Source organism: Aristophania sp. ESL1142 (genome assembly GCF_058107345.1).
The window spans coordinates 379,139-398,905 of the sequence record NZ_JBYLUH010000001.1 but is presented as its reverse complement, the minus strand read 5'-3'; the positions used below and the strand labels follow the sequence as shown (position 1 = coordinate 398,905).

General features: G+C 44.6%; 16 protein-coding genes. 12 read left to right on the top strand and 4 right to left on the bottom strand.

Annotation, left to right across the window (positions count from 1 at the left end):
* The first annotated feature begins 93 nt into the window (after nt 1-93).
* Entirely contained in the window at nt 94-612 is a 519-nt protein-coding gene (ssb, locus tag AC3B6P_RS01790) for a single-stranded DNA-binding protein (protein WP_489804443.1), read from the top strand.
* Between the two features lie 18 nt (nt 613-630).
* Nucleotides 631-1,287 carry a transglycosylase SLT domain-containing protein gene (locus AC3B6P_RS01785; protein WP_489804442.1) on the top strand — a complete coding sequence of 219 codons (657 nt, stop codon included), beginning with the start codon at nt 631-633 and terminating at the stop codon, nt 1,285-1,287.
* Here AC3B6P_RS01785 and AC3B6P_RS01780 read toward each other — a convergent pair.
* Complete coding sequence (locus AC3B6P_RS01780) at nt 1,279-1,995, bottom strand: pirin family protein (RefSeq protein ID WP_489804441.1); 717 nt, start codon at nt 1,993-1,995, stop codon at nt 1,279-1,281. The genes AC3B6P_RS01785 and AC3B6P_RS01780 overlap by 9 nt on opposite strands.
* A 91-nt stretch (nt 1,996-2,086) precedes the next feature.
* Between AC3B6P_RS01780 and AC3B6P_RS01775 the strand changes: the two genes are divergently transcribed.
* Complete coding sequence (locus AC3B6P_RS01775) at nt 2,087-2,260, top strand: helix-turn-helix domain-containing protein (RefSeq protein ID WP_489804440.1); 174 nt, start codon at nt 2,087-2,089, stop codon at nt 2,258-2,260.
* Between the two features lie 96 nt (nt 2,261-2,356).
* Nucleotides 2,357-2,644 (top strand): LysR substrate-binding domain-containing protein, encoded by a 288-nt coding sequence (locus AC3B6P_RS01770; RefSeq protein ID WP_489804439.1) that lies wholly within the window; start codon nt 2,357-2,359, stop codon nt 2,642-2,644.
* A 288-nt stretch (nt 2,645-2,932) separates the two neighbouring features.
* On the opposite strand, the gene AC3B6P_RS01765 is transcribed toward AC3B6P_RS01770, so the two are convergent.
* On the bottom strand, nt 2,933-3,601 hold the full coding sequence (locus AC3B6P_RS01765; protein ID WP_489804438.1) for a DUF421 domain-containing protein: 669 nt from the start codon (nt 3,599-3,601) through the stop codon (nt 2,933-2,935).
* A 306-nt stretch (nt 3,602-3,907) separates the two neighbouring features.
* On the opposite strand from AC3B6P_RS01765, the gene AC3B6P_RS01760 reads away from it, so the two are divergent.
* Nucleotides 3,908-4,618, top strand: a complete 711-nt coding sequence (locus AC3B6P_RS01760) for a polyprenol monophosphomannose synthase (RefSeq protein WP_489804437.1) — start codon at nt 3,908-3,910, stop codon at nt 4,616-4,618.
* Between the two features lie 34 nt (nt 4,619-4,652).
* Here AC3B6P_RS01760 and AC3B6P_RS01755 read toward each other — a convergent pair whose 3' ends face one another.
* Complete coding sequence (locus AC3B6P_RS01755; protein WP_489804436.1) at nt 4,653-5,120, bottom strand: glycoside hydrolase family protein; 468 nt, start codon at nt 5,118-5,120, stop codon at nt 4,653-4,655.
* A 358-nt stretch (nt 5,121-5,478) separates the two neighbouring features.
* Here AC3B6P_RS01755 and AC3B6P_RS01750 point away from each other — a divergent pair, with 358 nt between their 5' ends.
* From AC3B6P_RS01750 to AC3B6P_RS01720, 7 genes are all read left to right on the top strand, one after another.
* Nucleotides 5,479-5,832 carry a helix-turn-helix domain-containing protein gene (locus tag AC3B6P_RS01750; RefSeq protein ID WP_489804435.1) on the top strand — a complete coding sequence of 118 codons (354 nt, stop codon included), beginning with the start codon at nt 5,479-5,481 and terminating at the stop codon, nt 5,830-5,832.
* A gap of 406 nt (nt 5,833-6,238) precedes the next feature.
* Entirely contained in the window at nt 6,239-7,933 is a 1,695-nt protein-coding gene (aspT, locus tag AC3B6P_RS01745) for an aspartate-alanine antiporter (protein ID WP_489804434.1), read from the top strand.
* A gap of 31 nt (nt 7,934-7,964) precedes the next feature.
* Nucleotides 7,965-9,566: a bifunctional aspartate transaminase/aspartate 4-decarboxylase gene (locus AC3B6P_RS01740; RefSeq protein ID WP_489805520.1), complete on the top strand. Its 1,602-nt coding sequence runs from the start codon at nt 7,965-7,967 to the stop codon at nt 9,564-9,566.
* Nucleotides 9,567-9,681: 115 nt separating this feature from the next.
* On the top strand, nt 9,682-10,797 hold the full coding sequence (locus AC3B6P_RS01735; RefSeq protein ID WP_489804433.1) for an asparaginase: 1,116 nt from the start codon (nt 9,682-9,684) through the stop codon (nt 10,795-10,797).
* A gap of 39 nt (nt 10,798-10,836) precedes the next feature.
* Nucleotides 10,837-11,841 carry a hypothetical protein gene (locus tag AC3B6P_RS01730; RefSeq protein ID WP_489804432.1) on the top strand — a complete coding sequence of 335 codons (1,005 nt, stop codon included), beginning with the start codon at nt 10,837-10,839 and terminating at the stop codon, nt 11,839-11,841.
* Nucleotides 11,842-12,093: 252 nt separating this feature from the next.
* Nucleotides 12,094-13,026, top strand: coding sequence for a hypothetical protein (locus tag AC3B6P_RS01725; RefSeq protein WP_489804431.1), 933 nt, complete (start codon nt 12,094-12,096; stop codon nt 13,024-13,026).
* Between the two features lie 211 nt (nt 13,027-13,237).
* Nucleotides 13,238-13,867 (top strand): invasion associated locus B family protein, encoded by a 630-nt coding sequence (locus AC3B6P_RS01720; protein WP_489804430.1) that lies wholly within the window; start codon nt 13,238-13,240, stop codon nt 13,865-13,867.
* 176 nt (nt 13,868-14,043) lie between these two features.
* Here AC3B6P_RS01720 and AC3B6P_RS01715 read toward each other — a convergent pair whose 3' ends face one another.
* Nucleotides 14,044-19,470, bottom strand: coding sequence for an autotransporter domain-containing protein (locus AC3B6P_RS01715; protein WP_489804429.1), 5,427 nt, complete (start codon nt 19,468-19,470; stop codon nt 14,044-14,046).
* Nucleotides 19,471-19,767: the final 297 nt, after the last annotated feature.

Here is a 19,767-nt window from a genome sequence, read left to right as displayed (position 1 = left end):
CCTCATGATGCAGAATAGGTGTAGATCGTAAGGCTTGAGCGCGTTACAGTGTCTATAATGTAATAAGCCTTAATAAAGATGAAAGTGGGAATAATGGCTGGAAGTGTCAACAAGGTCATTCTGGTAGGCAATCTCGGACGAGATCCTGAAGTAAGGAGCACGCAATCTGGTGGCAAGATTGTTAATCTGACTTTAGCAACCAGCGATAGCTGGAACGACAAGGCCAGTGGTGAGCGCCGTGAACGGACTGAATGGCACCGTGTTGTCATTTTCAACGAGCGATTGGGGGATGTTGCAGAGCGTTTCCTGCGCAAGGGGCGCAAGGTGTATGTCGAGGGGGAACTACGTACCCGTAAATGGACCGATCAGCAGGGAATGGAGCGTTATACAACCGAAGTGACGATTGACCGTTTCCGGGGTGAGCTGGTGTTGCTTGATAATGGACGCTCGGGCGGAGATGATATGGGAGCAGGAAGCTATAATGAAGGTGCCTCTTCATCTTTCGGGAGCCGCCCTTCAGGAGGAAGTGCTCCTTCCAAGCCTCAACAATCATCCTCAGGCTGGGATATGTCTTCTGGTTCTGACGATCTGGATGATGAAATTCCGTTCTGATTGCGGTGTTGTCGTAAAATGTATGGCGATATTCCGGCCGGATCTGTGTTCAGGTTATTGGCAGGACGGCTTGTAATTTTGTGCGTATTATTGGGGTCGCTCGTGGCGTGTGCAAGCTCGCCACCGGCGCATCCAGGTAATCTGTGTGATATTTATCGTGAGAAACGGGGCTGGTATCATACCGCTATGCGGCAGCAGAAAAAATGGAATGTTCCGGCAGCAGTGCCCATTGCCATGATGTACCAGGAATCGAGCTTCCGCAGTGACGTCCATACGAAACGCCGATATATTTTATGGATTATCCCCTGGGGATACCAGACATCGGCTTTTGGTTATGCGCAGGCTAAGGATGAAGTCTGGCATGATTATGAAAGAAATACTGGTCGCTCGGGAGACCGGACCGATTTCTCTGACGCGCTGGACTTTATGAATTGGTACATTATGACGACTAAAAAGAAAGATGGTGTCGCTGTTACCAATGCTACGAACCAGTATCTAGCCTATCATGAAGGATGGGGTGGTTACCAGAAGCGTTCCTATGCGTCGAAAGAATGGCTGGTCCAGACAGCCCATAAGGTAGGGCGCAGGGCAGCCACTTATCAGAAGCAATATCTTAGCTGTAAGGAAAGCCTTAAGGATGGATTCTGGGAAGATCTTTTTGGCTGGTTATTCTGAGCGCGGCTCTGGGCGTGTTTCAACCAGAATGAGTTCAGCGGTTTCTGACGCTGTAATCATAAGGTCGGTTTCGTCTTTAATGGCGGCTCCATCACGCTCCTTGAGTATTTTACCATTGACCGTTACATCTCCGGTAGCGGGCACAAGGTAGGCATATGTTCCTTCATGCATATTATGGGTGAGGGTCTCCCCTTTTTTCAGGGTAGCTCCCAGGACTCTGCCTTGACTATGGATTTTGAGGGCATCGCAATCGTCCTTGAAGCCGGAAGCAAGCGTTACAAATTGCCCAGCCCGGTTTTCTTTGGGAAATGGGCGTGTATCCCATGAAGGTTTATGGCCTGTACGATCAGGTAAAATCCATATCTGAAAAATCAGGGTTTCTGTGGCTTCAAGATTATATTCGCTATGGGTTATGCCACTTCCGGCAGACATAACCTGCACATCTCCTGCGACAGTGCGTCCCTCATGGCCCATATTATCGCGGTGGGTAATGGCTCCTTTTCTTACGTAGGTGATAATTTCCATGTCATTATGGGAATGGGGCGGAAACCCTTTTTGCGAAGCGATCTGGTCATCATTCCAGACACGTAAAAGCCCCCATCCCATACGTGCGGGATTATAGTAATTAGCAAATGAAAAATGGTGTGCAGCCTTTAACCAATCTCTTTCAGCATGGCCTAAAGACGTATAAGGGCGAATTTCGATCATAATGATGTCCCTGATAAGATGAAGTGATCCATTCCTCCCAAAAGTCGCATCAAATGAGTAAATAGACTACGATCAAAACAGAAATGTGAGCGTGCAGGGATTTAACAGTGACAAACTCCCTGATTTTGAAGCATGGGTCATCTTTGCAGTTGTTGCAGAAGAGGGGGCTTTTGCCGGGACTGCGCAGAGACTTGGTTTATCTAGCCCGACGACTTCCCGTGCAATTGCCAGACTAGAGCAGGAAATTGGTGTGACGTTATTGTAGCGTACATCACACCAGATTGCGTTAACGCAATCTGGGCAGCAGGATCAGGAATATGCGCGCCAACTTTATGATGATGCCCAGTTGCTTGAGGGAGTGATGAAAGAGCAGGATGGACCTTTGCGTGGTCCGATCAGAATATCTCTGCTGACAAGCTTTAGTACACGTCACATGGTATCACTTCTCGCCGAATTTATGGATATATATCCGTTGGTTACATTGGAAATCGAGTGTGAAGATAAAGAAATAGATATTGTTAGTGGGCAATATGATCTGGCAGTGAGAATTTCTGCCCTGGTTGATTCTTCGCTAAAGGTCAGGCAGGTCTGCAATGAGTCACGTAGCAACATGGGGAGATTACTCCTCGCATGCTGGAACAGCATATGAGCGTTGTTTATACAGTGTCGCGTAATTCAACATCGTCAGTGATGCGTTTATATAAAAGCGACGGACAGTATCTCGTTATAAATTTGAATAAGGCAAGATTTTTTAGCAATAATGTTGAATTATTTATCCCTTTATCTTGAAAAGGGTCACGGAGTTGGTCTGCTTTCCTTATTCATGATTGAAGAACAGCTGGAGAAAAAACACTGTAAATCACCTTACCTGAATGGCAGTCGGAGAAAATTTTTCTTCATATTTTAATGCTCCCGTTGGCACGGCCCTGATGAGGCTTTATTGGCGAAGTGACTGTTCTGGAATTTGCTGCCCATTTCGGCAGATATAGCTGAAGCGGCCATGTTGGAGTTCAGCGAGGAATATATCCTCAATTTTCTCGATGCCTTGTTCTTTCATATCGTGGAAGAGATCTTCAGGTGTTTTATTATAGAGTCCTAGGTCGTTTTCACGAATTTTCCCATCATAACAGACGATCGCTGCGGGGCGGTTTCGTTTGTCGGTTACGGCAGTGACCTGTCCATTTGGTTCTATCTGGGCATAATAAACTTCTTTGAAGGACATAATTCCTCTGACGTAGAGCTGGGAGGCAACATTCAGCATATCAATTTTGTTATTCTTGTCCTCAATACTATCCATCAGGAAACGTCTGTTACAGATAATCGGAATTGGGCGACCTATTGTTATGGCACGGATACTATAGAATTTGCGATATAAGTAATTAAGAACAAATAAAATAAAGACGCCTATTGCAAGAGAATATAAATATTCCATAAATGTGATGTTGTCAGCATAAATGACACCACCAATCATTCCGCCTAAAATAAAGTTTCCTATTAAATCAATGGAATTCATCTGAGATAGTTGAGTTCTACCGGATATATTCAAATAGGCTATGATGAAGGCAAAACCAGCAATCAATTTGGCAAACATAACAAGATAAAACATTTATATGATGTCCTGAGTTTAGGGCGAAAATTACTGGAACAATCAAAAATAGGCAGGATTCCAGTGCATCCTTATAAGATGTATATATGTTTTAATATGCCTTTATAGGGAAAAGGTTAAGAAAAAAGCTATAAAAACTTATTTCTGACTGAATAGTTTCAGGTTTTTTTATCATAATTTTACAGAAGATATTGTTTATGTTTCTAGTGAGGGGCCATAAGCTGCATCAGGAATTTTCTGGCAATTGACAAGCGGTTGGTGCTCTTTTTAGAATGGAAAATCGTATCATTCTGGGGTTATTACTATATGGATCGTGCAGAACTTAGTATTGTCGTTCCATGCCTGAATGAAGTTGAAAATATTGTCCCTTTTGTCGAAGCCATTAAAAAGGCACTGACCGATATAAACTGGGAGATCGTCTTTGTTGATGACCAGTCCCAGGACGGTACAATAAAGACAATTCGCTCTTTGAGTGAAGTTGACCCTCGAGTGAGGGGGATTTTACGTCTAAAACGCAAAGGACTTTCTTCTGCGGTGATTGAAGGGGCTTTGAGTGTTTCTGCGCCCTATCTTGCTGTTATGGATGGTGATTTACAGCATGATGAGGTCTGTTTAAGGCCGATGCTGACATTATTGCGCGCGGGGAATGCAGATCTTGTCGTAGCCAGTCGCTATATTGAGGGTGGCGGCGCACAAGGGCTTTCCAGCCCGTGGAGAGAGTTCCTCTCCAGAACCGGTATTAAGCTGGCTTCTGCATTTTCTAAAGTTCCGCTAACGGATCCCATGAGTGGTTTCTTTATGATAAGGCGCGATCTTTTTGAAGAAACAGCCCCTTTTTTATCCGGTAAAGGGTTCAAGATTCTCTTCGATCTTACCTTAAACATACCGACATCCATAAAAATATCCGAAATACCCATGGTTTTTCGTAAACGTCTTTACGGGCAGAGTAAACTTGGCCTGAGCGTGATGTTTTTATTCGCAGTCATGAGTTTAAAATCAGCCCTGAAACGATTATAAATATACATATTCTGTTATTATAGCGGTAATGTCTCTATGTGTATAAGACATTTTTGTTCATAAACATAGCACGCTGCAAGCAGCGTCTGTATATGGGCGTCTTATGTAAGTGTTTTTTATTATATAAATGGCTTATAAATTCTTGTGCAGCTAAGTCGTAACTATAATTATTTAAATAATGAAGAAGAAGAGAGTTTTTGAATTTTTTTAATCCTATATCATATACGAAAGCAATAACTGCACCCTCTTGATATGATTCTAGGGGATTTTTGAGAAGCTGATCAATCTTCTGCTTCAGGGTTTCTAGTTTCTGGAGGAGCAGACTATCTGCTTCTTTTTGGGAAATAGGCTTAGTGTTTCCGGTAACGGGATAACCGTCGTGGCATGTATCATTATGATATCCTATATACCATCCACCCAAAAGAGTTTGATATGGATATAGGCAACAATCATCTAACTGTTTAATTAAAGAAAGAGCATAATCTGTTGACTGGAAAATCATTGAATAACCCTTTTTAAATAAGAAAAATATTATTCTAGGAGGGGTAATTAATCTTCTCTACATGAATAGGCATAAGGACATTTATGGCCCTTAAGGTACCCAATGACAGATATTACGCCATTTTGTGACAATTTGTCAACAAAATTTTGTAAATGATATGTGATATAGATTTTATGCGTTTAATATATTAAATATACCATTATGGTTTTTTATTATAGTTTATACAATGTTATTATGAAAATATTGTTGTTAGTGCACAAGAAATCTTTCATAGATAAAAAGTAATCTGCGTGAATATGCAATATGTTCCTGTTAAATTATGTATGACATTTCGTGCTTATCTGGTAATAGAATGAAAATGAACAATCTAGGTAAAAAATTAAGAAACCTAAGAGAAAAACGTGGCCTCAAGCAGAGTGAGCTTGCTGCGAGTCTTCCGATCAGGATTGATCGCAGTCTTCTGTCTCGTTTTGAGGCCGGCCAGAGAGTGCCCTCCTGGGAGATTATGTGTGCTTTAGCGCAGTTTTATAACGTTTCCCTTGATTATTTTGCTGCGCAATCTGTTGCGCCGCTCAAGGGTTCTGGCGAGTTCGTTCAAGATTTGACAGAGCTGGCTCTCATTCGTGCTTGGAGAGCCATGGATGACGAAGAGAAGGCCCTTTTTGTCTTGATGGCAGGGCGGATGCGTTATGGACGAAGTTCTGTTGCTTGAGTTTTTCTGAATAATTTTTACCATTTTACTCTCACTAATAGGTCAGTTTCTGAGAAAATAAAAAAATATCGGGTTAATTTATAAAGAGCATATTAATGTATTTTAAGGATGTGCTAATTTTTGTGTGACTATATGTCAATTTTTTGAAATTTAAAAGATATTATAAAAAATGGGTAATTTGTAAATATTTAATATAAAATAAGTAAAAACTATTACATATTAGTAATTTTTTTAATTTTTTATTAAAAATTAAATATTTTTAAAAAATTATTATCGAGACAAAGTTGATGATAAAAATTTTACCTTATATCAGTAAAAGGTGCTATCTATGAGGTAGTTGAAACCTTTTTTGTGGGAATTGAAAGGATTTTCATAGTTTTTCAAAAACTAAAAGAAAGAGGGACTCGTGATTCATCATTTCCTTTCCTTTATAACTGGCATTTTTCAGAAATCACCCGAAATAGCGCTTTTTCTCTCTCTGGTGATTGGCTATGCCATTGGTCGGATAAAATTCGGTACCTTCCAGTTGGGAGGCGTTGCAGGATCTTTGCTGGCAGCTTTGTTGATTAGCCAGATCGGTATTACGATTGATTCAGGCATTAAAACTGTTCTGTTCGCTTTGTTTGTTTATGCGGTTGGGTATCAGAGTGGGCCACAGTTTTTCAGGTCTCTTGGGATGCAATCTCTCAAAGAGATCATGATGGCACTAACTCTTGCAGCAACGGGGCTGATGACAGTTGTCGTAATCGCCAGGGCTTTCCATCTTGATAAAGGGATGGCAGCTGGTCTTGCTGCGGGGGGGCTGACACAGACCGCGATTATTGGAACAGCTGATTCTGCTCTTGAGACGTTGAAGCTGCCTTTGACGCAGTTGCACCAGCTTCAGGGTAACGTCGTGGTCGGCTATGCGATTACCTATATTTTCGGCACGATTGGTACGATTATCATGTGCTGTAATGTTCTGCCCTGGATCATGAAACGTAGCATTCGTGATGACGCCCTGAAAGTGGAAGCTGCCCAAATGGGTGGTGTTTCTCTTGGAGGGCAGGATGAGATTTCCGCGATGCCAGATCTGGTGGGCAGGGCTTATCAGATCACGCAGGCGAACCTTACAGTCGCTCAAATTGAGGGCATGGCGCAGGGTGTCACGATCGAAAAACTGATAAGACGCCGAAAAGCAATTGGCATTAGCCCTGATGTTGTGCTTCTTCCGGGGGATACGGTGCTTCTTTTTGGTCACCGTGATAGTCTCGTTCCCGTCGGGGAGAAAATTGGGCGGGAAGTAACCCATGGGGCTGAATTAGATGTTGTTTTTCAGCGCACGAATGTTGTTGTGACATCTCAGGCGCTTTCCGGGAAGACAATTACGGAATGTGCTCAGATGCTTTCACCCCATTTTGTGCACGGGGTTTATCTCATCAAGGTGATAAGAGAGGGCAAACCTGTCGCCTTTACGGCTGAAACACGTTGCCAGTTAGGGGATGTTGTCACCCTTTTTGGGCTTTCTTCGGATGTACAGCGTGTCGCCCAGCAAATCGGCAAGATTTTGAACCCCGGTTCAAAAACCGATATGATTTTCCACGCCTTGGGGCTTGCGGTCGGACTGCTTATCGGAATGGTTGTTGTCCACATTGGTGCAGTGTCCCTGACTTTAGGGAGTGGTGGCGGAGCCCTTTTCTCAGGATTGCTTTTTGGATGGTATCAAAATCGCCATCCAATGATAGGCAATATGCCTATGGGGGCGTCGAACCTGTTAAAGGATTTAGGTCTAGCGGGTTTTGTCGCTGTGACGGGATTACAGACAGGTCAGCAGGCAATTACAAGCATTGCCCATCATGGGTTATCGCTCTTTTGCCTCGGGATGATTGTGACGCTCGTTCCGCTTTTCCTGACCCTGCTCTTTGGGCGCTATATCCTTAAATATGACAATAGCGCCATTTTTGCGGGGGCGCTGGCTGGTTCAAGAAGTGCTAACCCCGCATTTGGTGAGGTTCTTGACAAGGCGGGGAACTCCGTACCCACGACCCCTTTTGCCCTCACTTATGCCATTTCCAATATTTTACTGACATTACTTGGTCCGCTTGTTGTTGCTTTTGCATGAACGCGGAAATTAAGAAAGAAGGAGTCTGATGATGACTATTGATTATTCCAAATATGCGGCTTTAAGTCCTTTTGAGTTGAAAGATGAGTTAATCAATCTGGCTAAATCGCGGACAGACCGTACGATGTTGAATGCTGGGCGGGGAAATCCTAATTTTCTGGCAACGCTTCCACGGGCTGCATTTTTTCTGTTAGGGCAGTTTGCTCTGTCTGAATCACGTTTGTCACTCTCTTATCTGTCTCCATGGCTAGGGGGTACAGTTAGAATTGAAGGGATAGAAGGGCGGTTCGACCATTTTATGGCCACGCATAATGGTCAGGAGGAAGCGCGTTTTTTGTCTGCTGCTTTAAGCTATGTTCGGGACCAGATGGGACTTCCGGCAGATCAGTTCCTGGTGGAAATTGTTGAGGGTGTTTTGGGATGTTATTATCCTACCCCTCCACGGATGCTGGCCCTGAGTGAAAAAATTGTCGCGCAATATGTTTTGCGTGAAATGGTTGGCGGGTATGTATCGCTTGATAGTACGGACTTTTTTGCGACTGAGGGCGGGACAGCGGCAATGGCCTATGTTTTTCAATCCCTCAAGGAAAATGGTCTGATTAACAAAGGTGACAAGATTGCTCTTGGTATGCCTATTTTCTCGCCTTATATTGAGATTCCAAAACTTGAGGAATATGGTCTGGAGATTGTCGAGATTCAGGCTGATATCAACCTTAACTGGCAATATCCAGAAAAAGAACTTGAGAAACTTCGCGATCCAGACGTGAAAATGTTCTTTTGCGTTAACCCAAGTAATCCTCCTTCAGTCAAGATGGATGATGCCTCTCTGAAAAAAGTGGCGTCTATTGTAAAAGAGCGTCCTGATTTGATGATTCTGACTGATGATGTTTACGGCACATTTGCAGATGATTTCCATTCACTTTATGCACTATGTCCTCGCAATACGATATTGGTCTATTCATTCTCTAAATACTTTGGGGCAACAGGTTGGCGCCTGGGTGTAATCGGGATGCACAAAGACAATGCCATTGATGCAAGATTGGCTGCGCAGCCTGAGGGGATAAAAAAATATCTGTCCCGCCGTTATTCAAGTCTGACCAATGATGCATCTTCGCTGAAATTTATCGATCGGCTTGTTGCAGACAGCCGGGCAGTGGCTTTGAATCATACAGCTGGTCTTTCGACGCCGCAACAGGTTCAGATGGTCATGTTCTCGCTATTTGGCCTGATGGATTCTGAGGGGCAATATAAAGCTACATTGAAGAGTGTTATTCGTCGTCGTGAAGCGGCTTTGTACCGAGAATTAGGCGTTAAACCATCTGAAGATGCCAATGCAGTCGATTATTACACTTTGATTGATTTGGAGAATTGTAGTCGGGCGCTTTATGGCGATGAGTTTGCAAAATGGATGTTAGGCCGCGCCAGTACGGGAGAGATTTTGTTCCGTGTTGCTGCTGAGACCGGTATTGTCCTGCTTCCTGCCTCCGGGTTTGGAGCAGTTCGTCCCGCTGCCCGAGGGTCTCTGGCTAATCTGAATGAGTTCCAATATGCAGCAATAGGGCGTTCATTGCGTAAGATGGCAGATGAATATTATGCCCAGTTTCAGAGTGAAAAGAAAAAGAAGAAAAGCTGAATTATTTTAAACGTGTTTAGCTGATGCCTGCTACGTCTGGGTGTGACTCATCTATTACGTCCGGACGTAGAGGACGCGACTTGCAATGTTTGTGCGAATATTTCAGGAGGGTAGCATGTTTAGACAAATAGTTCTGATTGCTATAGGAGCATTTTCCTTTCAGGGAAGTTTGTCCTTCGCTCAGATAATGGAGAAGGGCCCCTCTCATATTATGACAGTGCAAGCGGATAGAGAGCAAATGAAGCAATCACAGGCACGAATTTTAATTCTCGCCACAGGTGGAACGATTTCTGGCAAAGCTGATGATCGTTCGGCAATCGGTTATAATGCCGGAGCCGTATCAGGGCGTGATTTAATTGCTTCTGTTCCCGGTCTTGACAAATTGGCTAGATTTCAAGTGGAACAGATTGCGAATATTCCATCCCAGAATATGAATGTGCCAATCTGGTTTCGCCTTGCGGAACGTATCAATAAAGCTTTTTCTAATCATGAAGCTGATGCTGTTGTGATTACGCACGGCACTGATACGATGGAAGAAACAGCATTTTTTCTGGATAATGTCATTGATAGCCGCAATCCTGTTATCCTGACAGGGGCCATGCGCCCCAGTACGGCAATTAGTGCTGATGGACCAGCGAATTTATATGAGGCAGTGAAGGTTGCCAGTGATAAAAAAGCGCAGGGACGTGGAGTGATGCTTGTTTTTAATGATGTGATTCACTCTGCACGCCGTGTTACAAAAACAGATACGACATCACTACAAACGTTTCAGTCTCGGAATGGTGGCCCCGTAGGAGCAGTAGACGCGGCTAGCGTAAGGTTTTTTGAAGCGCCTTTGCCTGTTGCGCATATCGCATTGCCTGAAAATCACGAACTGCCAGATGTTCGGATTATCTACGCCTATGCTGGTATGGATGGCCGTCAGATTGATGAAGCTGTAAAAGCAAAAGCTGTCGGGATAGTTGTCGCAGGGATGGGAGACGGAAATGTGTCCCAGCAAGCTCTGGAGGCGCTGGAGCGGGCCGTTAAGGCGGGTGTAGCGGTTGTAAGGTCAAGTCGTGTGGGAGATGGATTTGTAAATCGTAATGTCGAAGTGAGCGATGATAAATATAACTTTATTGCCTCTTATGATCTTAATCCGCAGAAATCTCGTATCCTACTTCAGTTAGTTCTTGCCGGAAGCGTAACGAATCCATTAAAGATACAGGAAATATTCTCGTCAGGATTCTAGGATCTGAAAAGAAGCATTATCTATTAAGTGAAGATTATCATGCAAAAGACCATGACAGGCGGCGTGCATCCGCTACAAATGTTTAAAAAGGTGAAGCAATATATTACTTATCTTATTGTATTTACCGCAATAATGAATGTATTTGCTTCAAAGGCCCAGGCTGGGCAGTGGTATACAGGGTCTCTGCTTTCACCCTCTGGAGCAACAGGTGACGGTGCTCTTAATGTGGAGCCTTATTTCTCTTATAACCAACCAATAGGGTATTTTAATCCTCATGGCGGTACGGCTCCTACAAAACACCCCATGCAAAGAAGTTTCTCTAATTCTACCTTATGGAAATATGGTCTTAGAGGTGATTTAAGTATTCAGATTCATACAATTGTAAATTATAAATGGAAACATGGACAGGGTCATTCTCATGGACCAAAAGCAGGTGATATGCCTGTTGATGTAATCTACCGGTTTGTTGATCCGAATCCGAAACGATTTATTCCAGCGCTAAGTATTATTACGGGGGTTATTTTCCCAACGGGGGATTATAATAATCTGGGTTTCTCACAGGATGGCATCGGGACGGGATCTTACGTCTTTCGTTTAGCATTTGTGGAACAATCCACATATACGCTGCCTGGGGATCACGAATTACGTTTAAGAGTCTGGAATTGGTTTCGGCGCCCTCTTAATTCTCCTAAGCTGAAAAATGCTACAAGTTATGGTACGTCATATGGATTTCGTGGACGTGGCCACCCAGGTATGAGTGGCCAGATGGGCTTTTCTCTTGAATATGCAGTGACGAAAGAATGGGTCCTCGCGATGGATCTGGCTCATGATTGGGGTAATGGCAATCATGTTAAAGGTTATGACCGGGTAGGAAACTATTCAAGAAAAACAGGTGCAGCCTCCACTGATTGGCAAATTGCACCTGCTTTTGAATATAACTGGAATGCCCGCTGGGGAATTATTATCGGATCGCCTGTCTATTTTGCGGGACATAATACCGGGATTCAGGTTTCACCACAATTTGCCGTTAACTCTATTTTCTAGAATATATGCAAGGCTATGATTTTTGTGGCTTTCATATATCTGTTATAAGGAAAAGTGCCATTTAGCTTCGTTCTGTGAAAAGGTTCGTTGAGTTGACCTATTGACTTTAGTCGTTGATTCGCGATTAACAAAGATCAATTCATATTGAAAACGAAATGGAGCAGTTAGTTAGTGGCACAGGGGCAGGGAAAGCAGGTAAAAAGATTAAAAGATAAAAGGCCTCTGAAAAAATATGCATCGCAGTTTTATGCTATGTCAGCTGGTTTTTTCTGTTTGTGTTCATTCAATACCAAGGCACGTGCCGAGCAGTGGTACACCGGTTCCCTGATTTCTGCTTCGGGAGGTGTGCCGAAGGGCTATTGGGATATAGAACCTTATTATACCTATACGCAGCCTTTAGGTAGTCTAGATAATCATGGTCATGGCGAACGAGCATCGCATCCGCTACAACGCTCATTTTCCAACGATACGTTATGGGAGTATGGCCTTACACGGAATTTGACAATCGAATGGCATACTGTTGTCAATTACCAATGGAAACATGGCAAAGGGCACTCACATGGTCCTAAGGCTGGTGATATGCCGATTGACCTGATTTACCGTTATGTTGAGCCTGACCCTAAAAGATTTATCCCGGCTTTTAATATTTATGTTGGAATGGTTTTTCCCACCGGTGATTATAATCATTTGGGACATCTTCAGGATGGTATGGGAACGGGGAGTTTTACGTTTCGTCTCGGGTTGACGGAACAATCAACCTATACCTTACCAGGCAACCATGAGTTACGCTTACGTATCTGGAACTGGTTTTATAAACCTGTGACAACCGCAACGCTTAAAGGTCAGACCAGTTATGGTACTGAGCAGGGTTTTAGGGGACGTGCCCAGCCAGGAATGCATGGAGAGACAGGGGTTGCGTTAGAATATGGCGTCACACAACGCTGGGTTCTTGCGATGGACCTTTATCGTGATTGGGCTGATGGTGCCCATGTGCGAGGATATGATCGGAGTGGTCATTATTTCCGTGAAGTTGGCGCTTCTTCAGGTTCCTGGCAGATCGCACCAGCTGTAGAATATAGCTGGAATGATAGTTGGGGAGTCATTTTCGGTTCGTCTTTTGTATTTGCAGGACACAATAATGATTTTGCTGTATCGCCACAATTTGCCATAAATGCAATGTTCTGAATTCTAAGGATTCATGTAGATAATAAATGATTTTCAGGATATCTCACGTTTCTTTCTTCTCCCGGGTCTTTAAGTGATTATCGTTGCAAAGAAGCTTTCTTTAAGATTCTGCTAATAAGGACTTTATTGGAAATTGTGTATCAGCTCTGTTGTTTTTGGCTTAATCGTGTATGGTGGTAGTGATTTGTAATAAAGATTGGATGTATATTCAATGATTAGTAAAGTTCTCTCCCATTGTTTGTTAGCTTCAAGTGTTCTTCTGGGTACATCAGCACTTGCAGCTCATAAGAGTTCATCGAAATCTGAAACTGCATCATCGAACGTTCCTGCACGTTTTACACCTGTGACGACCTCAGGAACAGTTGGGAATTGGGCTTATCGCTGCACATTTAAAGGGGAAGCTCTTTCAGATGGTCCGCAAAACTGTGTTATTCAGCAGGAGCTGGCCGTCCAGCAAAAAGGACAACGTCCCGTTCCTGTTGGAATGGTCGTTTTAGCACGTGCTTTGCCGAATAATAGTCAAGGCTCTCTGGCAAATCGTCCATGGCACGTTATTGTGGTTGCTCCCGCTGGACTTTCGCTTCAGAAACAGCCACATATTTCCACTGATAAGAATAAACCAGTATCACTTTCCTGGGAAAGCTGTGCTAATTCCGGTTGTATTTCCAGTGCTGATCTTACAACGGCAGAAGCAACAGAATTCCAGCATGCTTCTTCAGGGAGTTTTGTTGCCTCTAGGGTCGAGGGTACGAACGATCTGAAAATTTCTTTCTCACTCAAAGGAATTGATATGGCGATGGGCCGTGTCCAGGAGTGGATTGATCACCCCCCATTTCATTAAAGGGTGATATAGTTTTAAAATAGGAAAGGGAGGCTTTAAGCCTCCTTTTTTATGGGATTATAGGGCAAAAGCTCTGATCTTATAATTATGTTTTTTCGTTCTCTTTGACATTATCAGATACAAAACAGGGCGTCCTATAGGACGCCCTGCATGAAGGGTAACTGATTGTTTCTGAATCAGAATCTGTAATGGATACTGCCTGATCCACCCGTGGTTGTCTGGCTGCTGCCATATTGACCGATATAATCGACGTTAACATCAAGGCGGTCACTGAGACGGACGCCAAAACCAGTATTGATCTGGGCAGTATCGACAGAGAGACCCGTTCCCCAGATGGTCATATCGTAACCATTATTGGCAGCAATGAACCCTTGACGGACATGAGAATCTGTCCGTCCAAAAGCGCGGCGATAAGCTGCCTCAATATGTGGTGAGAAAAGGATCTTACCAAGAGAGACGCTCGTTGCCAGCTTGATGCCCATGGTCGAGAAGCCCATTGAGCTGTTTTGACCTTTGACTCTTAATGCAGCATCAGCACCATGCTCGCGGAAACTATCCTGACCGTAATTTACATAAGTCATACGAACAAATGGTTCGACCTCCAATGGTAATGCCGTACCCTGATTAAAGGCCATACGGTATCCTGTCTCAGCAAAGACCTGTCCTGTGCCAGAACGGTTGCTGGAAGAAGCATGACTGGAATAATTACCAAAGAAGATTTTTCGATTGGTATCAATCATATTCCAGGAATAGCTGACACCGCCTTTGAATGTAATTGCAGCGTTTGGTACAAGGCCGCCAACACGCCAGGCATTACCAATATAAGCGCCAATAGTGGCTGAATTGGAATGTGCTGAAGAACTGCTTCCTCCCTTTGAATCAAACCAGTCACGACCATAACCAAGCATGCCACCGACACGCCAGTTCCCCTGAAGCTGGGTGTCAGCCCCCATGATCCAGCCGATGGAGGACTGCCCTAAAGCGCTGGCATTAGAGTTGCCTGCGTTACGGCCCTGCTGCCCATAAATTGTTCCCCAGACAGTGACAGGATTGTTAGGGTCAATATCGCAATAACCTTTGCTCTGCTGTTTTCCATCCAGAGCACGGGCACGTAAAAGATCGCCCGCACAATCAAGACGGTTGATAACAGCTTCCTGGATCATAAAGCTGTCATTGACCATAGCGGTCTTGGCATCAGCATTTATTTCACCAGAAAGGGCGTTATAGGCTCTGCGTGCCTGTGATCCGGCATCATTATCAGCTGCCATATTTTCAAGAGCTGTCATAAAGGATGCTGTAACGCCTTTATTATCTGCATTGGTCAAGGCATTAGCCATTGAGCGCTCATTAGTCGTGGTTGCCCATGTACCGTAAGAGGCATAACGGCGATAATCCAGCTTCCAGAGACCACTATCGTCCTTTGTTGCCTTGCCTTTTACAAAGATCGTATCAAAAGCAGTCTGAGTAAAGCCGGTTCCTGATGTCTGGAAGTCAAGTGCTTGTGTGCTGTAATCCTTGTTCAGGGTAAGGCCGGTAATATGCTGCACAGAGACTGCCATTATGGCATCATTGATGACAGCACTTCCAGAAACGTGCAGCCCGGTAATGGTGGGATTAGTACCAGCGCCATCCAGAGTGACACCCAGTGCTGAGCCTGCCTTCATGTTCAAATTTTGGAGTGTTCCAGTGCCGGAAATGGTAGCGCCTTTAAGGACATTGGTTGTCCCTCCCAATGTATTATTAACGGCCAGCTGACCGGATTGAACATTTGTCTGACCGGCAAAACTGGAATCATCAACATCGTGATTGAGTGTAAGAACGCCAGAACCTATTTTATTAAATGTGCCTGTACCGTTCAATGTATTATCAAAGCTGCTGGCACCGTTTTCGGCAATGCTGAGAATGCCATTTGTATCCAAAGTAACAGCGCCTGTCCCAAATGAGTGGGACTCTGCGGTTATACTGGCCCCTGTGGCGACTTCTGTACCGCCAGAGTAATAGTTTGCCCCCTGCAGAATAGCGTTCTTACCTGTGATGTTGAGTTTTCCCTTACCAAACAGGCCATCACCATAGGCTGTATGATCCCCGGCAAGTGTGAGCGTTGATTGATCTCCCAGATAACCAGTGCCGTACCCTGTCAGGTTATTGATGGTGACATTCGACTTATCGCCGACTGTAAAGAGGTTATTGGTGGCTTTAAGGTCATCAAGGACAGTATCGGTTTTGCCATTGATGCTGTCACTGACAGCCTGCAGCAGCCCTTTGGCAGCCGGATCGGTCGCGTTTTTGAGTTGCTGGGCAACAAAGTCTTTACGGCTCTGACTTGTCAGTGAATCCTTGCGGTTCAGCCCGGCAAGATGATCAAGCCCCTGGTCTTCAGAAGTCGCCAGTGTGTTGACTGTTGTCGTGCCGTTCAGTTCCAGCTGGCCGGATTGTTGGCTTAGCGTGCCTGTCACTTTAGCGTTATCACTGAAGACAGCAGTCCCGTTATTGGTCATGGAAGCAACTTGTCCATTTCCATTAACGACGGTAGTACCAAGGCTGTTAGAGATATCTCCAGTCTGTCCTGATACGGTTACTGTGCCGTTATTAACAATTTTTCCAGTTTTGCCGGAGACGTTCAGTGTGCCTTTTGACGTTACTTCTGTCTTGCTGCTGGAGGAAATATCACCTGTTTTGCTGATATCGAGTGTGCCGCCCACAACATCGGTGACGCCCGTATAGCTGTTCTGGCCATTGAGCGAGACGGTGCTTGTTCCCGTTTTCTGAATACCGACAGCATTATTTCCGTTATCGGTAATAGAGGCGTTGATGGCAGCAACCGCATGCCCGTCATTATTGTTGATTTCAAGCGTATTCTGTCCGCTGCCACTGGCACTGACCGGGGCTGTGATCGTCCCTTCTGAAACTGTCTGATACCCATCAGCATCAGAGCTGAAGTGAAGGGAAGACGTAACGTCAGGTTTGCCAGTGCTATGAACGATCTGATAATTGCCCCCGGAAATGACATGCGTCGGGGCAGGAGACGGTGTTGGTGGTGCAGTTGTGCCATTATCGGTTCCGTTGCCAGACCCCGCTGTGTTGCCACCATTATCGGAGCCAGTTCCAGCGTTTGCACCAGTGTTGCCACTGTTATCGGAACCAGACCCTGCGCTTGCCCCAGCGTTGGTGCTGTTGTCAGATCCAGATCCTGTGCTTGCCCCAGCGTTGGTGCTGTTATCGGAACCAGACCCTGCGTTTGCCCCAGAGTTGGTGCTGTTGTCAGATCCAGACCCTGTGCTTGCCCCAGCGTTGGTGCTGTTGTCAGACCCAGATCCTGCGCTTGCCCCAGCGTTGGTGCTGTTGTCAGATCCAGACCCTGTGCTTGCCCCAGCGTTGGTGCTGTTATCAGATCCAGACCCTGCGCTTGCCCCAGCGTTGGTGCTGTTATCGGAACCAGACCCTGCGCTTGCCCCAGCGTTGGTGCTGTTATCAGATCCGGAGCCTGCGCTTGTCCCAGTATTGGCACTGTTATCGGACCCAGAGCCGGCTCCAGGTTTGTCCGGGGTTGTGTTGCTGTCTGCTGCGTTTGAGACAATGACATTGACGGATTTATCTGCCATGTCATAGACGTACGTGCCCGTCTGACCGGCCTGTGTTGCGGTGAAGGTTTTGTCTTTTGCAGAAGCCAGTGTTCCTGTGTAATCGAACAGGTGATAGCTTCCGAGGTCAACAGCGCCATTCTGTCCTTTATTCTGGCCGGTAATGGCATTGATGGAGAGATTGCCGCCGAGTGTCAGATTTCCGTGAACGTCCGCGTAAGAGTTATAGGCATCGCCTTTATTTCCCTTATCAGTGGTCGTGCCTTCATAGAAGTTTGTCGTGCTGCCTTTGGCAAGGTTCAGGTCACCATAGACTTTGAGGATACCGGCTTCCTTACTATTCCCGATATTAAGGACACCATTTTCATTAATGGTGATAGATCCCTGACGTGTCTGGCTGAAAGTGCGGCTTGTATTTTGGTCACTGATGCCACTTGGGTGTGTTCCTGTAATATTGAGCGTTCCACCTTCATTGATCTCAATATTCCCGGTTCCATTTTCTCCGCCTAACACAGTAAAGGAGTCATTTAGGTTCAGCTTGCCGCCATGATCAACTGTGATGAGGCCAGAGCTGGCGCCAGCCGTCGTGTCCGTCAGATTGACGGGGCCAATCCAGAGTGTTCCCTTATCAACATTAACAGTGCCACCCTCATTGCCAACTGCTTGGCTAACCTCTCCTTTATCATTATAATTTACGTCATCACCCGTAATATGAAGGACGCCACTGCCTGCACCATCCATAGAGGCTTCGTCAGTATTATTTCTTGAAGCTTCTCCGCCTCTTTCATCATACCCAAATCCGGCATCATTGCCTAGATAGAGGCCAGTATGTAAGCCGCCATTTGCTATGGTAACGGTGGCGTCTTTAGTAACCCATACAGTCCCGTCAGAACGGCCATGGTCAATGATGGAATCGCCATGTTTTATAACACTGACGGGTTTCGAAAGCGTTTTACCATCCTCAGATAATTTGAGGTCAGTTTCACTAGTTTGCTGACCGATAATAAGTTGGCTCGTTTTTACGTTAGTATTGGTATCACGAATAATGACAGAGGCTGCATAATGATCTGCACCTTCTGATACCGGGTCTCCGGGGCCGTGGTCGTCATCTTCACTATTTGCAACGAGAATTTCACCAACATTTACCCGCGTTCCCTTACGGATGTAGATATTACTGGTTTGGGGATTCTGAACATCTGGAGTGTTTTCAATCCCGGCGAAATCGAGCCATGGGAGTTTTTCTATAGTGGCTCCTTGAAAATCTGTAAATTTACCGTTGAATTCTGTAGAATTTGCCCAACCCTCAGTAGCGCCATAGGAGATATCATAGGGGTCTGTATAGGAAGGTAAGTGACTCATATCATAATCACCGCTACCTGTAATTGTCCCTGAAAAGATGCTTTTATCCCCACTGACAATAAAACTTCCATTCTGGCCTATCAGGATTTTTCCATTCCCATTTAAATTGGCGACATTAGAGTAAATGTCATTGCCGCTATGAATCTCGTTTCCATAATCGAGATTATTGGTGTCATGTGTTAAATCAAGTGTTCCATTCTTGTTAAGTGTAAGGTTTGCCTGGTTATTATTGCCATAAAGTATATCAGAGGTATTAGTGATATCCGCATCGGGGTGATTGATGGTTAATGTGCCATCATTTATGGTTATTGATTTTAGTTTTTCTGCTGAGAAATCAGGTAAATTAAGATTGTAGCTGGAAGCCCCATCGCCCACAACGACGTTCCCGCCGCCGCTAATTGTTAGGTCATTAACAGTGGAAATCTTGTCTTTGGTAAATTCTGGATGGGTCGTGTCTATTGAGAGTGTTTGGCCGGGTTGTGTGGTCAAATCTAGCGTTACATTACCATTTGTGGCTGTTCCAAAGGCAATATCATCAGCCAAGACGGGTAGGGATGTCCCCATAATCAAGGCGATGATGCTGACTGAAGCGCCTATGTGTTTTATAGAATATTTTTTATTAATGGCACTAATGATAAGGGCATGACTATTTAAGAGCCGCATGTTTCTCGATCCTAAATTTCAACGTTCAATTATGGGACTAAAGTTATGGTGTCGGTACTCTATACAAAATACGGATCATTAAATAATTGTAAATTCATTTAATAGGCAAGAAGAAAATAATGGTTTGACGGATTTTTTAGTTTCAATAACGCTTTCGATCTTTTATAGAGAGCTCCGAATAAATGACATGCTATATAAGACATATAAACTACAATTTAAACTCGTGAATATAATATCTTATTTCTGCTATATTTAATATCTATCTTACTTTGTTCTTTATAATAAGGTAAAGTCTGA

Coding starts and splice junctions, on each gene's coding strand:
- AC3B6P_RS01785 (WP_489804442.1), top strand. CDS start 631: ATGTATGGCGATATTCCGGCCGGATCTGTGTTCAGGTTATTGGCAGGA.
- AC3B6P_RS01765 (WP_489804438.1), bottom strand. CDS start 3,601: ATGTTTTATCTTGTTATGTTTGCCAAATTGATTGCTGGTTTTGCCTTC.
- AC3B6P_RS01780 (WP_489804441.1), bottom strand. CDS start 1,995: ATGATCGAAATTCGCCCTTATACGTCTTTAGGCCATGCTGAAAGAGAT.
- AC3B6P_RS01740 (WP_489805520.1), top strand. CDS start 7,965: ATGACTATTGATTATTCCAAATATGCGGCTTTAAGTCCTTTTGAGTTG.
- AC3B6P_RS01760 (WP_489804437.1), top strand. CDS start 3,908: ATGGATCGTGCAGAACTTAGTATTGTCGTTCCATGCCTGAATGAAGTT.
- AC3B6P_RS01720 (WP_489804430.1), top strand. CDS start 13,238: ATGATTAGTAAAGTTCTCTCCCATTGTTTGTTAGCTTCAAGTGTTCTT.
- AC3B6P_RS01755 (WP_489804436.1), bottom strand. CDS start 5,120: ATGATTTTCCAGTCAACAGATTATGCTCTTTCTTTAATTAAACAGTTA.
- AC3B6P_RS01735 (WP_489804433.1), top strand. CDS start 9,682: ATGTTTAGACAAATAGTTCTGATTGCTATAGGAGCATTTTCCTTTCAG.
- AC3B6P_RS01725 (WP_489804431.1), top strand. CDS start 12,094: ATGTCAGCTGGTTTTTTCTGTTTGTGTTCATTCAATACCAAGGCACGT.
- ssb (WP_489804443.1), top strand. CDS start 94: ATGGCTGGAAGTGTCAACAAGGTCATTCTGGTAGGCAATCTCGGACGA.
- AC3B6P_RS01770 (WP_489804439.1), top strand. CDS start 2,357: ATGAAAGAGCAGGATGGACCTTTGCGTGGTCCGATCAGAATATCTCTG.
- AC3B6P_RS01730 (WP_489804432.1), top strand. CDS start 10,837: ATGCAAAAGACCATGACAGGCGGCGTGCATCCGCTACAAATGTTTAAA.
- AC3B6P_RS01750 (WP_489804435.1), top strand. CDS start 5,479: ATGAACAATCTAGGTAAAAAATTAAGAAACCTAAGAGAAAAACGTGGC.
- AC3B6P_RS01715 (WP_489804429.1), bottom strand. CDS start 19,470: ATGCGGCTCTTAAATAGTCATGCCCTTATCATTAGTGCCATTAATAAA.